Here is a 15,835-nt window from a genome sequence, read left to right as displayed (position 1 = left end):
GCGTCTCAGGCTTTCCAGACCTGCACAACGGATGGCCGTGGACCGGCCCAGGCACCGGCCGGCACGGGTGCACCCAGCGGAACGTAGTCGGGGAATTGGCTCGACTGGGCCGCCCAGCTGCCTCGCTCCCCCGGGTGTTGCACGGCGACGTAGACCATCGATTGCTCAGAGCGGATGACCGGACCGCAGGTTTCGGCCTCGCGTGGCACCGAGAGGAACTGTTGCACCCTGCCGCGCTCGGGGCCGGTGAGCGGTACTTTAAACAATCCGTCGCAGTATCCGATCGTGCTCGGCGCGCCGTCGGTGGAGATCCACAGGTTGCCCTCGGCGTCGAAAGCCACGTTGTCTGGACAGGAGATGGGCGATACCTTATCGCTCGGAAAACCGGCGAAGTAGGTGCTCGTGTTCGTCGCGGGGTCGCCGCAGACCAGCAACAGGTTCCAGTCAAAGGTCACCGAGGTGGCGTCGGAGCCGGTTTCGGTGATCTCGACGATGTGGCCGTCGCGGTTGGCCACCCGGGGGTTGGGCTCGGTGGCGCCTTCCTGGCCGAGCGTGCCGCGATCGGTGTTGTTGGTACAGGCGACATAGATCTTGCCGGTCACCGGGCTCGGCTCGACGTCTTCGCAACGATCCATTTTGGTGGCACCGACGGCATCCGCTACCAGGCGGGTATTCACGAGGGCATCGTCGGTGCTGAAGCCAGGTACCTGGCAGACCCCGTCGATAACGAGCGCCACCCACTGACCGGTGCCGTCGAAGAGGCCGTCGGCGGGTAGCTGGCCGGTCCCGGTGATCTCGCGCTCTGGCGAGTTTCCCGCAAAGCGGGCCACGTAGAGGGATCCCCTGGTGAGCAGGGACTTGTTGTGGGTGCGTGCCTTCGGACCCTTCTTCTTGTCGAAGCGGTCGAAGGAGACAAACTTGTAGAGATAGTCGAAGCGCTCGTCGTCGCCCATGTAAGCGGCGACGTGACCGGTCTTTCCAACGATGACATTGGCCCCCTCGTGCTTGAACCGGCCGAGAGCCGTGTGTTTGACCGGGGGCTCGTTCGGTGTCTCCGGATCGATCTCCACGATCCAGCCGAAACGGTTCGGTTCATTCTCGTTGCCGGCCACGGTGGCGTCGAACCGGTTGTCGACCTGCTCCCAGAGCCGACTGGTCGGGCGGTTGGCCAGGCCGTAGCGGGCCTCCGCTGTGCTGGTGCCCTTCGTGCGAAAGTACCCGTTGAAGTTCTCTTCACCGGAAAGCACGGTGCCCCACGGAGTGGTGCCCCCGGCACAGTTGCCGAGGGTGCCAAGCACGGTGCGGCCCGTCGGGTCCGCCGTGGTCTTCAGCAGGTCGCTGCCGGCGGCCGGGCCGGTGACGGTGAACGGTGTGCTCGCGGTAATGCGGCGGTTCAGAGGGTCACCCACGCGGTAGGTCCAGGGTTGACCGGCGCGCTTCCGTTCGAGGGCGACCACGGACATGCCGTGGGCCATCATGGCAACGCGACGATGCTCATCCGCTTCGACCGCGGTGAGGGCTGGCGAAAACATGATGCCCTCGTTGGTGTATTCATGGTTGGTGACGAGGATGCCGGAGCGTCCCTTTGGTCTCTTGCTCTCGATGATGTCGAGGTAGTCATTGTTGTAGCCGAACTGGCGGGCCTGCAATGCAGCGCTCTGATGTTCGGGGTCGAAACGATCGGTGGCGGCGAATAGCGGGTCGCCCCAGCGGATGATCGGGTTCCAGGAATAGCCCGCCGGAACCACGAAGGAGTCAACGGCGGCCGGAACTGGAGCGATGGGGGCGAACGCGAGGCCGCGGCCAGCAGGACCGGCTGGGCCGCCCGGCACGGCCAAGGCGGGAGCGGGTTCGCCGGAACCCAGCAGGATGGCGGCGGCGGCGACGCCAGCCCCCACGAGCAGGGATCGACGGCTCATGGCGGCCCCCACGATGTCGCGAAAGTAGTCGTTCGAGCTCTCATTGGGTACAGGGTGAAAGCAGGCATCCGCGCACTTGAGGTGGCAAGTGACGGCGCTGCGCTTGCCGAGGGTGTGCCCCTGCATGGGAAGAAGCGGGAGCAATGGCCGGTCACGAGCTGGGGCGTGCTGGCGGGGTGCGGTGGATTCGTTGCTCAGCATACGGGCGCTCCTCGTGGTCGTTTTGGTCCCCGAACTGGGGATAAAACTACTCTCTCGCCGTCCCCTCTCCGATTCACGACAGCCCTGTGGCCCGTTGGTGAACGGACTATGAACGCTCGGGGCCGCTAGCTCTAAAGAACGATGAGGCCGATCACCCAGACGGCGGCGAAGCCGGCGACGCCCTGGATGGCGGTGGCCGGGGTGAGCGTGCGGTACGCGGTCGCGACCGGGATGCGACTGAGCTGCGAGACGACCCAGAAGAAACTGTCGTTGGCGTGCGAAACGACCATAGCACCGGCACCGATGGCCAGCACCGAGAGTACCTTTCCCAGATCGGAGTCGAGCCCGAGGACGGGCAACAGCGGCAGGAGCAGCACCGAGGTAGTCACCATGGCGACCGTCGACGAGCCCTGGGCGGTCTTGAGTGCGGCCGAGATCAGGAACGGGACGGCCAGGCCCAGGCCGAGGGTCGAGAGCGTGTTGCCGAGAAAATCGGTGAGGTCGGACGCCGCGAGAATCGCTCCGAAGGCGGCACCGGAGGCGGTGATCAGCAAAATGGGGGCTGAGATACGGATGCCCTCATTCACGCGTTCGCCGAACATCTCCAATTTTCCCTTACCACGCAGCAGAAACAGCGCGGCAATGAGGCCAACAGCCAGGGCGATGACCGGGGTTCCGAGAAAAACGATGGCGGCGTACAGGCCGGACTCACCGAACGGCCGGGCCGGAAGGTTGGCGATTGAGGCGATGCAGATCAGTAAAATCGGGGCGAGAATCGGTAGAAAGGCCAGGAACGTGTTGGGCAACTTGCCATAGGCGGCGCGGATGGCTTCGTAGTCCGAGTCGAGGTCGCTCTCTTCGCTGGCCAGCTCTGGGATCAGCTCAATGTCTTTTTTCAGGAACCGGTTGGCCCAGAGCAGCCCGGCCAGTGCCGAAACGGCGGCGACGATCAGGCCTAACCCGATGATGAGGCCGAGCTGGTCGATGATGTTGAGGTTGCCGGCAGCCGCAAGCGGGCCGGGAGTCGGCGGCACAAAGACGTGCGTAGAGTAGAGGCCGGTCATCAGGGCAATCGTCATGGCCACGAGCGACACCTTGGCCCGGGCGGCAAGCGATTTCTTGAGCGAGTTGAGAATAACGAATCCGGAGTCGCAGAACACCGGAATCGACACGATGAAACCGATGACACTCATGGTGAGAGTCGGAAACCGGGTACCGAGCACGCGAATGAGGGCTTCGGCCATCGATATCGCCGCGCCGGTGCGTTCGAGGATCACCCCGATGATGGTGCCGAACAGAATGATCAGACCGATATTGCCCAGGGTGGCACCGAAGGCTGTCGTGATGATCGGGGCGATCTCGACGACCGGAAGGCCGAAAGCAAAACCGCCGACCAGCGCCGCAGCGAGCAGCGCGAGGAAGGGATTGATTTTCAGCTTCGCGGTAGCGAAGACGATGGCGACGACAAGAATCACCAGGATAGCGATACTCAGCATTGAGACGGCCTTTCTCTTTCAGGTTCAAGTTCAGGTGGAACGGTGGCGATTAGCGGGAGTGAAGAAAGAGTGCGACGGCGTGCGCCGTGGTTTCGCGTACCCGTGCGGCCGCATTCTGCTGCAGGTCGTCGAGCGTTGCCGGCCCACCGGCGATCGAGAACGCGGCAGTGACACCGGATGCCGCGGTGTCGGCCGCAGACAGCGCTACCCGCCCGGCGATGACGACGACCGGGCATCCTGCCGGGGCGAGACGAGCGACGGCGACGGCCACCTTGCCGCCGAGGGACTGGGAGTCGAAGCTGCCTTCACCGGTGAGCACGAGGTCGGCGTTAGCCATTTTGTGGGGCAGGCCTACGGCATCCGCTACCAGGGCGGAGCCGGGAACCAACTCGGCCCGAAGCAGCGGCACGAGAGTGGCCGGCATGCCGCCGGCCGCCCCCGCTCCGGGCCGGTCGGTCATGTCTTCGCCTGTCATGTCGAGCACGATCGCGGCGAGGTGGGCCAGGCCGGCGTCGAGCCCAGCGATATCGCGGGGCTGTGCACCCTTTTGTGGACCGAAAACGGCAGCGGCGCCAGTGGGGCCACAGAGTGGATTGTTCACGTCGACGGCGAGGCGCCAGCGCACGGTGCGGGCGCGTGGGTGCAGCTCGCTCAGGTCGATCGAGGCAATCCGGGTCAGCCCGGCGCCACCGGGAGCGACGGGGGTGCCGGCAGCATCAAGAAACCGCGCGCCTAGGCCAGCCAACAGGCCTGTTCCACCGTCGGTGCTGGCCGAGCCGCCGACGCAAACCAGAATCTCTTCGACATTTTGCTCGAGCAGCTCGAAGGCCAGCAGACCGACTCCGAAGGTGTCGGCGCGCTGGGGCTGGGGCGCGGCATCCGCGACCAGCGGCAGGCCATTAGACTCGGCTGCCTCGATCAGACCAATGAGACCATCAGCCGAGGTGGTATAGCGAGCCTGGCGGCTGCGGCCGAGCGCGTCGACAGTGAGCAGGCTGCGGGGCGTGACTCCCCAGACCATAGCGATGGCATCGAGGGTTCCCTCGCCGCCGTCGGCCATCGGGCAGATCGTCAGCTGGGCCTCCGGCAACCCGAGGGCGAGGCAAGCGTCCCGTGCCCCGGCTGCCATGGCGTCGGCCGCTTCGGCCGCGCTCAGACTTCCCTTGAACGAATCGGGTGCGATGACCAGTGTGAGCGGCTTCAGCGCCGTGCGACCATTCATTGATTCAGGCTAGAACACAATCGCACACATATTAAGGTGGAACGAACCCACATTTACCAGTGACCGATGTGGTTAGACCTGTGCATCGTGCACATACTGGGCCGAGTTTGCCGCCAGCGCGACCCGCATCGAGACGGCGCAACTGAACCGACGAATATTCAGGTCGGTGAGCAGCTCGATGCGATCGAGTCGCTGCACCACGGTATTGCGGTGCACGCCGAGCGCCGCCGCGGTGTGCGCGATCGACAATTCTTCGCGCAGAAACACGCGCGCTGTTTCGCGCAGAACCTCGCCGAGCGGGTCGAGCACCGACCCGGCCACGTCGCCCAGCAGTTCGTCTGGCAAGACGGCGATGGCCAGTTCGAGACCGAGAGAGTCGAGCGGAATTTCGGAGCACGGCTCTCCGGCTGAGGTGCCGATGAGCCCGGGCCAGGCGAGCAGCGCACTCAGGCGTTCAGCATCATCGGTGAGTTGCACCATCGTCGCGCCAACGCGCCCGGTCAAAAACCGCAAGGACTTGGAACCGGGCTGCTGCAACCGTTGCTGGAGCAGCGCGAGACTGAGAGCGGTCGACGATCCGCTCAACACCCAGACAGCACCGTAAATATCGGCGGCCACGACTCCGGACACATCGCGCAGTTGGCGCAGCAACAACACCGAACGACTGGCTCCAAGATGCAGAATGCCGGTCAGATTCCACGGCGGCTGCAGTGGAGCATCAATACCCTGCAGTGCCGCGATCAGGCGCCCCTCGGTGAGCTTGCGCAGCGACAGGCTCGAGAGGATGTCCCGGGTCGCCGATTCCCGCCACGACGCGTTGTCCCGCAGTCGTTCCTGCATGATCAGCATCTGAACGGTGAGCACGAGCACCTGCGCCACTGGCAACACTTCGGCGGGGGTTCCGGTGACCCCGACCACCGCGACGACGCGTCCATCGAGGATCAGTGGAATATTCACTCCCGGCCGGGTGCCCTGTTGCTCGTCACCGGGAGCAATCTGCACCGTCTCACCACGTCCGGCGGCGTTTCGCGCCCCGTCGTGCAGGGTGCCGATGCGCGATGCGTCCAGCGAGCCGATGATCAGACCTGCGGCATCCATGATGTTGACGTTGTGCACGAGGCTCGGAGCGACCTGCTCGACCAGGCGCTGCGCGAGCACCCGGGTGATCTGCACAGTATCGGGCAGCACGGCGTCGCTCGGAACGATGTCAGTCACCTGACCATCGTAGATCGAGGCCGGCGGATGGGTCTCACGCAATCTCTTGTGGCGCGTGTCGGTGGGTTGACCTACACTTTTCATATAGAAGATGCATTCTAGAAGAACCGGTTTTGTTCAGTATTTGTTCGAACTTGATACAGCATTTTTTATTATTGGCTCATCAGCTTTTTTATGACCAGCCGGTACGTATACACCCGAATACCAGCACCCGAAAAGGGAGGCCACCCTGCCCCAGATTATTGATACACCGGTTGACGTTGAGCTGTCCGCTGATGGCGACCCGCGCGCGTTCATTTGGAATCGATTCGAGCACACCGTCATCGGGCAACCACAGGCGGTGTTCAAGCGCACCCGCTGGTGGGAGAACGAGGGAACGCCCACCCGCATCGACACCGAGCTGTGGCGGCTCGATGCCAGCCGGGGCGGCGAAGAGCAGCACCGGTACGACCTGCGCCGCGGCACGGACGGATCCTGGACTTTAGCATTGGACTGGGGATGAACAGCGCACCGAACTTCCCGCACCTGCACGTCGCGAGTGCCTACTCGACCCACTATGGGGTGACGCTTCCCGAAGTTCTGGCCGAGCAGGCGGCCGCACAGGGTGCAACGTTTCTCGCCGTCACCGACCGTGACGGACTCTACGGCGCCGTCAAACATGTGCGCGCCTGCGTTGCCGCGGGCATCCGCCCCGGGCTCGGCGCCGAACTCGCCGTGCACGACGAGGAGTACCGCTCGCTCGGCCGGGTGGTCGTGCTCGCCCACGGCGATACCAACGGTCGCGGGTACGCCGCACTCTGCCGGGCGGTCAGTGCCGCTCACGCCGGCGATGCCGGTCACCGCTCTGCGATCACAACCGGTAGCGCCGAGCCGAGCATTTCGCGCGCCCGGCTGGCCGATCTGGCCGGCCTCGCTTCGCTTAGCGTGCTGCTCGGACCAGACTCCGACGTCGGTCTCGCAATCGGCCGGCGCGACAATTCAGATGCCGCGGCGCGGCTCGCCCTCTGGCAGGGGGCCCTGCCCACACAGGCCGTCGTACTCGAAATCGTCTGTCACCTGGCCGAAAGCGGCACCGTCGGCAGCGTGACCCCGGCCACGCGCATGCTCGCCCTCGCCGAAAACGCCGGGCTCCCTGCAGTGCTCAGCAATGCCGTGCGGTACGGCACGCCCGGCGAGGCGGTCACCGCCGATCTCGCCGACGCCGCGCGCTATCTGCTACCGCTCGCCGAACTCGAAACCCCACAAACCAACGGCCAGGCCTGGCTCAAACCGGCCGGAGCGATGCGCCAGGTGGCCCGCATGGTCGTCGATGCCGGTCTGCACGATGACGGGGCGCTCGAACGGCTGCTGCGTGACACCGAGCAGCTCGCCGACCGCTGCAGCCTCGACCCGGTTCTCGATATCGGGTTGGGGCGCCCGCGCATGCCGGAGGCGCGCATCATCGGCGTCACCGGCGACCCGGTCACCGAACTGTGGCGGCGCGCCCGTAGCGGTATCGCCGACCTGTACTCGGCGAGCGGCTCGCGCGCGGTCGAAGCGGCCCATGCCCAGCTCGCCCACGAGATGAAAACGGTCGAACACTTAGGTTTTGCCAGCTACTTTCTCACGGTGTCACGGGTGGCCGACATTATTCGTGGCATGGGCATCCGCATTCAAGCGCGCGGCTCGGGGGTCGGCTCGGTGCTCAACTATGCGCTGCGCACCTCCTCGGTCGAACCGATCGCGAACGGGCTGCTCTGGGAGCGTTTTCTCTCCCCCGAACGCCAGACGTTGCCCGATATCGACATCGACGTCGAATCGGCCAGGCGACACGACATCTACCGCGAGGTGTTTCGTGCCTTCGGCAGCGACCGGGTCTCGCTCATGTCGATGACCAACGCTTACCGCGGCCGCGGTGCCGTGCGCGACGCCGGTCTGGCCCTCGGCCTGCCCGATGCCCAGATCAACGTGATCGCCAAGCAGATGTGGCGATTCAACGCCCGCGACTTTCGCCGCGCCCTCGAGGAGAAGCCCGAACTCGAGGCCCTCGCCGCCGAGGTGCGTGAGTCGCAACAGCTCGACCTGCTCGTCGACCTCACCGCCAAGCTTGACCGGCTCCCCCGGCACATCTCGGTGCACCCCTGCGGCGTGATTCTCTCCGATGCGAGCCTGCTCGACCGCACCCCGGTGCAGGCGAGCGGCATGGGCCTGCCCATGTCGCAGTACGACAAACACGACATGGATCCGATGGGGCTGATCAAACTCGACATTCTCGGCGTGCGCATGCAATCGGCGATGGCGCACGCCGTTGAAGAGCACCACCGACTCACCGGCGAAAGTATCGACCTCGACCGGGTGCCACTCGACGATGCGAAAACCTTCGAGCTCATTCGTTCCACCCGCACCCTGGGCATCTTTCAGATCGAGTCCCCCGGCCAAATGGAGCTTGTCGGCAAGCTGCAACCCGAGGTATTCAACGACCTCACCGTGGAGATTTCGCTGTTTCGCCCCGGCCCGATGAAAAACAACATGCCGCTCAAGTATCTGCAGGCCCGGCACGGCGAGGTGATGCCCGACTACATCCACCCTCGCTTCGAACCGATTTTGCGCGAAACGAACGGCGTCGTGATCTTTCACGAACAGGTCATGCGACTGTTCGACGAACTCACCGGCTGCGGCCTCGGCAAAGCGGATGTCTTTCGCCGGCACCTGGGCAAGCCAGAGCAGCTGCCGCAAATTGAGGAATACCTGCGCGAAAAAGCGCTCGCCCGTGGGTTTAGTGAGAAGGTCATCGACCAGGTCTGGACGGTGTTGGCGGGGTTTGGCAGCTTCGGTTTCGCCAAGGCCCACGGTGCTGCCTTCGCCCTGCCCACCTACCAGTCGGCTTGGTTGAAAACCCACCACCCGGCCGCCTTCCTGGCCGGGCTGCTCACCCACGACCCGGGCATGTGGCCCAAAGACCTCATCGTCGCCGAGGCTCGGGTACTCGGGGTACCTGTGCTCCCCCTCGACGTGCAGTCCAGCGCGCTCGACTACCGGGTGGAGGATCTCGCGGACGGGAGCCAGGGCATCCGTTTGGCGCTGCCAGAACTGGTCGGCAGCACGGAGGCGGAGCGGGCGCGCATTGCACAGCATCAACCGTTTGGGTCACTGCAGGACTTTCGTGATCGAGTGCACCCCCGGCGGCGCACCTTCGAGGCGCTCGCGCGGGTGGGCGCCCTCGACACGTTCATCGGCTACGACCGCGCCCGGCGGCACGAACTGCTCGCGCACATTCAGTCGCTGCGTGGCACCGCCGTGGTCATTCGCGCCGACCAGCTCGCGTTCGAGGTGGAGTTGCCGGTGCCGCGGTACTCGGGTGACCGCGCCGGCGCTATCACCTCGCTCGAGCTGCGCGGCCGCACCCAGACCGATCTGGAACTGCTCGATCTGAATCTGGCCGTCGGGTCGCACCAGATGAAGCGGTTTCACACGCTGTTCCGCGAGTTGGGGGTGACACCGGCGAGCGAGCTCGGCAACCTGCCCGGCGGCACCGAGGTGCTGCTCGCCGGAGTGCGGCGGGCCACCAACACGCCGCCGATGCGCGGCGGGCGCCGAGTCGTGTTCATCAGTCTCGACGACGGCACCGGACCGGTCGCCAACGTCGTGTTCTTTCACGACGCGCAGGAACGGGTCGGCGGGCAGGTGTTCCAGACCAATTACATGCTCGTGCGCGGTCGCACCCGGCGCTCTGGCGCCCGAGGAGTGTCGGTGACCGGGGAGAATATCTGGAATCTGTTCGACGTGGCCAGGCAGGTGAAGGAGCGGCATGCCGTTGAGCGCGCCGCCGCCGAGGAAGCTGCCAGTGCGGCCGCGTACGCTGCGGAACTGGCCGCGCACGGCGGGCATTCAAGCGGCGGTACCCTGCACCATCTCAATGCGGCGCATAGCGCCTAGCGATGACTAACCGGCGCTACCGACCCGCCGCTGTTGCCCCGGGCTGTGGACTGACCCTGGGGGCTAGTTCCTCGAAGGCATCACCGCCGTACTTGGCGTTCGCCGCCGACATGACCACCGGCCACATGCGGTGGCGTGCCGTCGCGATCTGGTCCCGACCGAAGAATTGCCGCCGCTGGCTGAGCGCCCCGGTGAGGCTGACCACCGCGACCACGGTCGCCACCTTGGTACTCGCGCCGCTCATCCAAGTGTCTTTCGCGCCATCCGTTGTCCCGGTCTTGCCGATCATTGGCACATTCGGATTCGTATTGTAATTCGATTGCTGCCCGGTGCCGCTGACCATTACCCGGTGCATGGCGTAAGCCAGACCGGCAGCGACCGTGGCATCAACCGATTGGGTGCAGACCGACGACGGCACTGGAATCTCGACCCCGCCAGGTCCGACGATCCGGTCGATGGCGATCGGCGAACAGGTCACCCCCTTGTTCGCGATGCCGGCGAAGGCGACGGCCATACTGAGCGGGGCAATTTCGTTGGTTCCGATAATGGATGCCGCGGACTGCGAGAGCGGGTTGCCGTCGGCTCGGTGCATGCCAAACGCCTCCGCCGTCTGCCGGATACCACACAGGTCGAGCTTCTTGGCCATGCCGATAAAGCCGGTGTTGATCGAGCCGACCGTGGCCTGCAGCGCACTGTAGTTGGTGCCCGATTCGTTGGCATCGTTGCGCGGGTTGAAGCCCTCCCTGCTGTAGTTCTGAGGCCCGAAGCAGCTGTCCTGGAAGGTACCCCAATTCGCCTTGCGGCGGGAGTCGACCCTTTCGTTGAGCGAGTGGCCTTCCTTGAGCCACTCGGCCAGTGTGAAGACTTTGTAGGTCGATCCGGGTTGGAACCCGCTTGAGCCGCCCTCGGCGTAGTCGGTGGCGTAGTTGATGCCGGTGAAGTTAGCTCCGGTCGCCTGCACGGCCGGGTCCTGGCTGTAGTCCTTGTTCTGGGTCATGGCGAGTACCCGGCCGGTGCCCACCTGTACGCTCGTGATGATCGCGCCTACATCGCCACCGGCATAGACCTTGGGAACCTGCTGGTTCATGGTCGTCACGGCCGCGTTCTGCACGTCGAGGTCAAGGGTCGTGTACACGTCGTAGCCGCCCCGGCGAAAGTTGAGCATGCGCGTGGCCGCATCGGCGCCGAAGGTGGGGTCGGTCTGCAGAATCTTGGTCACATAATCGCAGAAGAAGGCGTTACCCACTGCGGTCTGGCAGCCGGTGCTCGGTTCGGTGATGATCGGTTCGACCGGCGCAGCGGCCGCGGCGTCGAAATCGGTCTGGCTGAGCTTCTTGTGGTGCAGCATTTCACGCAAAATATAGTTGCGGCGCTGTTTGTTCGCGGCATACCCGTCGGCAGCGCCGTTGGTCTCACTCGCAGGCTGATCGAGCTGAAACTTGACCGGGTTGTTCACGATCGCCACCAGGCTGGCCGCCTGCGGCAGGGTGAGCAGGGCAGCCGTCGTATTGAAGTAGTAGCTGGCGGCGGCCTCGATGCCATAAACTGTGCCGCCGAATCCGGTGATGTTGAAATATTGACGCAGAATGTCGCGCTTGCTGTATGTCTTCTCCACCCCGATGGCCAGCCGCATCTCCTTGAGCTTGCGGTCGGGAGTGGTCTCGGTCGCTGCGCGGTAGCAGGCGTCACGCGCGCGCTGGTCGGCGAGAAGCTCGCACTTCTGCACCAACACGTTCTTCACGTATTGCTGCGTAATGGATGACCCACCCTGAGTGTCTCCGCCGGCCACCGTCGTCGCCGTGGCCCGCAGCGTGCCCTGCAGGTCGACCCCGCCATGCTCATAGAACCGAGGATCCTCCCCCGACACTGCAGCGTCCTTGGCAAATTGGCTGATCGCATCCCAACTCACCTCGATACGATTTTGGTCATAGAACGAGGCAAGGAGTTCGACAGTTCCGTCGCTGCGCGTCGCCAGGATGTCGCTCTTCTGGGACAGCGGCTCGATATTCACGTAATCGGGCAGGCTCTCAAACACCGAGATCGTGTTCGTAGCGGCCAGGCCCGAGAGCGCAACCACCGGGGTCATCGATGCGGTGACGAGCACGCCGGCCGCAACGCTCATGGCCACGAAACCGAGTAGGCCACCGAGGGCACCGTGCAGTGTGCGCAGACGGGACAGAGCTGAATTGCTTGGAATCTGAGTGACCTGAACCACGTTTACTCCCAGCTGATGCCATCCAGTGCGTGAGCCAACACCTGCGCGCTGGTTCGCGAGTAAAGATCATGTTAGCCAGATGAGGTTGATTAAATGGTCGGCAGTCCGATACGCGAATGTATCGGCTTGATACCGGTTTGCCGGTACTATCCGGTGACGGTGCTGGAGGTGACGAATGCGAACGTTCGGCATTGAAGAGGAATTCAACTTTCTCAAACCGGCGACACTTCAGCCGGCAAACGTCGGCGACGCGGTACACGCGGAACTTCTCTGATCACCTCATCAACGGGCTGCACGTACACGTCGGCATTCCGAACCGCGAGGGCCGGTGTACAGGCGCTCAACCGAGTGCACGTCTGGCTGCCCACGCTGCTCGCGCTTGCGGTGAATTCGCCGTTCTGACACGGCGCCGGCGGCACCTACGACCTGCGCACGATCTGGTGGAATGCGCGGCTGCTCCTGGAACATCCGACCATGGAGATTCGCGTCTGCGACGCCCAGCTCGATGAGCCGTCAACACTGCTGCTCGCCGCCCTGACCCGTGCGCTAAGACTGCACCTTTGCCCAGAAACGAGACTGCCATCCCGTGACGCACCGCGATCTGCAGGGCCGGCCTCAAAGCACGGGCTAGCGCAACCGTCAGTTTCGGTAGTCGTCGAGTGGGTGATCCTGTCTCGAGTCGTTCCCATTGCTCTCGTCGAGCTGGTCGTGATCGGCGTCTCTTAACCGGCGGGTATCTTCGGCGCCAATTACGGGCGCAGTCGACGTCGGTATGCCGAACTGGGCGGGGTCGAGCATGAGCGGGTTCTTGCTTGGGAGGGCAATCAAAGTTTGCTCGGGGTTGATCTCGATCGGGGGTTGCAGCCAGTACAGGCCGTCGCGAAGCCAGATCTTCCAGTGTCGGTTATGGAGCAACATATGATGCAGACTGCAAAGAAGAATGGCCTGATCGATATTGGAAAGCCCATGATCAACCCAATTTTCGATGTGGTGTGCTTCGGTCCAAGACGGTGGTTTCTCGCAGCCGGGCCACCGGCAGCCGCCGTCTCGGACCGCGAGGGCGCGGCGTTGCTCACGGTTGAAGAGACGTTGGTCTCGTCCAACATTGAGGGGTTGACCGGTCTGGTCGAACAGGATGCCGAGGTAGCCGGTGTCGCAGAGGTGCCGGTCGATCGTCTCCGCCGACACCGGTGCGGGGTTGCCCACGATATATCCGAAAACCGGATGACTGATGGCCGGTTCTGTGCCGTGGATGGTCTGAGCCCCGCGCCGAGCTTCTGGCCTCCGACTTGCCTCGCCGCCCGCACCGCTGGCTGTTCCAAAGCCCGCCAGCGTGTCGCTCGGCGCCTCCGCGGTGCTCTCGACATTGTCGGTTTTCTCGGCGTTCTCGGCACTGTCGGCGTTCTCGGCATGGGCGGCGTTCTCGGCATGGCCGGCGTTCTCGGCATGGTCGGTGTTCTGGGTGTTCTGGGTGTTCTCTGTTCCGCCCGTGCGCTCGGTATTCGGGGCACCTGGCGCGATCGGCGCGACCTGTGCGGGCGGAGCAGGGAACGACCACGTTGTGTCGTCGCGGGCCTGCTTCTCCCGCGCCAGAATACCCGCAGCATCAAGGTCATCCCGCAACCGCCTCGCTCGCTTGAAGGCCTGCTCGGTGTTCATTCCCGGCGCCTCCACCAACAGCACCCGCAGCGCAGCGGCCAGCTTCTCAGCAGTGATCGCTTGATCCAGAGTACCCAGGCCCCGCAGCAGGGCGTCGCCGACGCCGGGCGAGAAAGTTCCTTGAGCGACAGCGTGCATGATCGGCGCCTGCCACGGCACCTCCACCACGACCGGCCGCGCGACCGGGCGTGCCGGAAGAACCGCGACGACCGGCACGACAGGACCAGGCCCAGCCTCGGGCAGCGGCAGATCGGGGTGCAATTCGACCCACGCTGCCGCCCGCTCCAACTCCCGGGCGGCCCACCAAGCGGCCACCCGCCCGGCATCTCGTGCGGCCGCCCGCTCGGCTTGCGCTGCAGCTTCGGCAGCGGCCTGAGCAGCCCACGCAGCTTCCCGCACGGCCTCGGCGGCTCGCCGCTCAGCAGTTTCCGTCTCGCTCATGAGTACCCCGACCGCCAGCAAGCGACCCGCTTCGATACTGCTCAGGCCGGTGGCCTCCTGCACCATCAACGTCGCATTACCAAACCCGTGCCGCGCCGCCACCCCCGACCGGCCCAGCTGGCGGCCGCGACCGCTGCGCGATCATGCCCGCCAGCAACGCTGCAACCGTAGTACTCAGCCGCAGCAGGTCGGCGATCGGACCGCGCGCCGCAAGCACCTCAGGATCGGACACGCTACTGAACTCAGCACTGGAACCACCCAGCGCGGCGACAGCGACCGCCGCCCGGGTCAGATCCACTGCCAACGTGCTCATAAATCAGCCCAACACCCCACCACCGACATTCCCGAGGAAAAATCATGCTTACAAGCGCTAAAACCGAAAAATCCGCAAAGAATACCCAAAGAAATGTTTTCAGGGATGCCTGGCCCTCAACGCGACGCGACCCTGCCGCCAGATCGAACACTCGGGGCCGAGTTCTCCCCTTTCCGTCACGCCGTGCACCTGCTACAGCCGAACAGGCCAGGCGACAGGCATAGGGAGCCCTGCCCGCCCAGCCATACCGTGATTCACAAAGAGATACCAGCCTGTGGAGAACTTAAACGGGATTGTAGCAATCCGGTCTACTGTGACCCCATGCGAAACCCGTTGCATCGCCGTTTGCTGCACACCGTTGCACTGAACACTGTCTTGCTGGTCTCCATCAGCCTGCTCAGCGGATGCATGGCCACCCCAACCCCGCACAACACGTCCGTGCCATCGGCGGCCGCGCCCACCATGATCCCCCCGGTCTTCGCCTCAAATGAAGAAGCACTGGCCGCCGCCATGGCAACGTACTCGGCTTACCTGTCGGCTGGCGATGTCGCTGGCAAAATCGGATCCGACTCCTGGAACAAGTACCTGGCATTCACAAATGGCCCAGAACACGATGCAGTCATGTCATCACGCACAGCCCTAGAAGCTGAGGGACGGTCTCTGACGGGCTCCACAACCTTTGATTCAATCAAAATTCAGATGTCCTCAGCTCTTCCGGACGCGACCTGGGAGATACGTACTTACCTGTGTCTCGACATAACACACAGTCGGTTGCTCGACTCTTCCGGGCAACCAATCGATGACTCCGAGGGCCCCTTGCGTTGGCCGATGGTGGTCCGGTTTGTCACACCGCAGAAAGATTCCCAACAACTACTGATTTCGGAGTCGACAATATGGTCCGGTTCAAATTTCTGCTAATCGTTGGAACCCTCGCCGTTCTAACGCTTAGCGCTGTTCCGAGCACGGCAGTCTTTGCGGGATCCGCGCGGTGCACTCCTGAGGAGATCAGAACGGGGAAATGTCCCTCCGAGCTTGTCTCGGGCGGTCTCACCAATGGCCACGGCGTCGATGTATTCGCCGAGGGGTCTACGAACTCGAACGGCACGGGGGCGGCGACCGGGCCCGGCGGCGAATCGGATGACGCCAACGGCACCCAAGGCGGCTCGGCGGGCAGCCAAGTACGACCGACTATGTGCGTGAGCCACAAAACGACAACAACAGCCAGCCAATGGGTTCCGT

Annotated in this window: 11 protein-coding genes; 4 read left to right on the top strand and 7 right to left on the bottom strand. The window is 64.2% G+C overall.

Going from position 1 to position 15,835, the window contains the following annotated elements; genetic code table 11:
• Positions 1-5: 5 nt before the first annotated feature.
• The 4 genes from CXY73_RS18955 to CXY73_RS18940 all read right to left on the bottom strand — a co-directional run bounded on the left by CXY73_RS18955 (position 6) and on the right by CXY73_RS18940 (position 6,053).
• Positions 6-2,120 (bottom strand): PhoX family phosphatase, encoded by a 2,115-nt coding sequence (locus tag CXY73_RS18955; RefSeq protein ID WP_104178608.1) that lies wholly within the window; start codon positions 2,118-2,120, stop codon positions 6-8.
• Positions 2,121-2,251: 131 nt separating this feature from the next.
• The gene (locus CXY73_RS18950) at positions 2,252-3,616 is read right to left on the bottom strand and encodes a GntP family permease (RefSeq protein WP_104178607.1); all 1,365 of its coding nucleotides are present in this window, start codon (positions 3,614-3,616) and stop codon (positions 2,252-2,254) included.
• Between the two features lie 49 nt (positions 3,617-3,665).
• A complete protein-coding gene (locus CXY73_RS18945) occupies positions 3,666-4,838 on the bottom strand; it encodes a glycerate kinase (protein ID WP_104178606.1) in 1,173 nt (390 codons plus the stop codon).
• A gap of 72 nt (positions 4,839-4,910) precedes the next feature.
• A complete protein-coding gene (locus CXY73_RS18940) occupies positions 4,911-6,053 on the bottom strand; it encodes a sugar diacid recognition domain-containing protein (protein WP_158254163.1) in 1,143 nt (380 codons plus the stop codon).
• A gap of 340 nt (positions 6,054-6,393) precedes the next feature.
• Here CXY73_RS18940 and CXY73_RS22120 point away from each other — a divergent pair, with 340 nt between their 5' ends.
• Positions 6,394-6,555: a hypothetical protein gene (locus CXY73_RS22120; protein ID WP_158252965.1), complete on the top strand. Its 162-nt coding sequence runs from the start codon at positions 6,394-6,396 to the stop codon at positions 6,553-6,555.
• A complete protein-coding gene (locus CXY73_RS18930) occupies positions 6,552-9,968 on the top strand; it encodes a DNA polymerase III subunit alpha (protein ID WP_104178604.1) in 3,417 nt (1,138 codons plus the stop codon). The genes CXY73_RS22120 and CXY73_RS18930 overlap by 4 nt, the downstream gene beginning before the upstream one ends.
• A gap of 16 nt (positions 9,969-9,984) precedes the next feature.
• On the opposite strand, the gene CXY73_RS18925 is transcribed toward CXY73_RS18930, so the two are convergent.
• The gene (locus CXY73_RS18925; RefSeq protein WP_104178603.1) at positions 9,985-12,183 is read right to left on the bottom strand and encodes a transglycosylase domain-containing protein; all 2,199 of its coding nucleotides are present in this window, start codon (positions 12,181-12,183) and stop codon (positions 9,985-9,987) included.
• Between the two features lie 201 nt (positions 12,184-12,384).
• Here CXY73_RS18925 and CXY73_RS23680 point away from each other — a divergent pair, with 201 nt between their 5' ends.
• Complete coding sequence (locus tag CXY73_RS23680) at positions 12,385-12,585, top strand: glutamate-cysteine ligase family protein (RefSeq protein WP_146071827.1); 201 nt, start codon at positions 12,385-12,387, stop codon at positions 12,583-12,585.
• A gap of 237 nt (positions 12,586-12,822) precedes the next feature.
• Here the strand turns inward: CXY73_RS23680 and CXY73_RS21675 are convergent, their stop codons facing one another.
• Together CXY73_RS21675 and CXY73_RS18915 are read right to left on the bottom strand one after the other, a co-directional pair.
• The gene (locus tag CXY73_RS21675) at positions 12,823-14,349 is read right to left on the bottom strand and encodes an HNH endonuclease signature motif containing protein (protein WP_146071821.1); all 1,527 of its coding nucleotides are present in this window, start codon (positions 14,347-14,349) and stop codon (positions 12,823-12,825) included.
• A gap of 10 nt (positions 14,350-14,359) precedes the next feature.
• Complete coding sequence (locus tag CXY73_RS18915) at positions 14,360-14,596, bottom strand: hypothetical protein (protein ID WP_146071820.1); 237 nt, start codon at positions 14,594-14,596, stop codon at positions 14,360-14,362.
• Positions 14,597-15,489: 893 nt separating this feature from the next.
• Here CXY73_RS18915 and CXY73_RS23040 point away from each other — a divergent pair.
• Positions 15,490-15,835: hypothetical protein (locus CXY73_RS23040; RefSeq protein ID WP_233198471.1), on the top strand; the 346-nt coding region annotated here is incomplete at its 3' end.

The organism is Cryobacterium sp. Y50, from assembly GCF_002929805.1.
In the GTDB taxonomy this organism is placed as follows: domain Bacteria; phylum Actinomycetota; class Actinomycetes; order Actinomycetales; family Microbacteriaceae; genus Cryobacterium.
The sequence above is the reverse complement of the archived record's forward strand: the minus strand, read 5'-3'. Positions and strand labels throughout refer to the sequence as shown.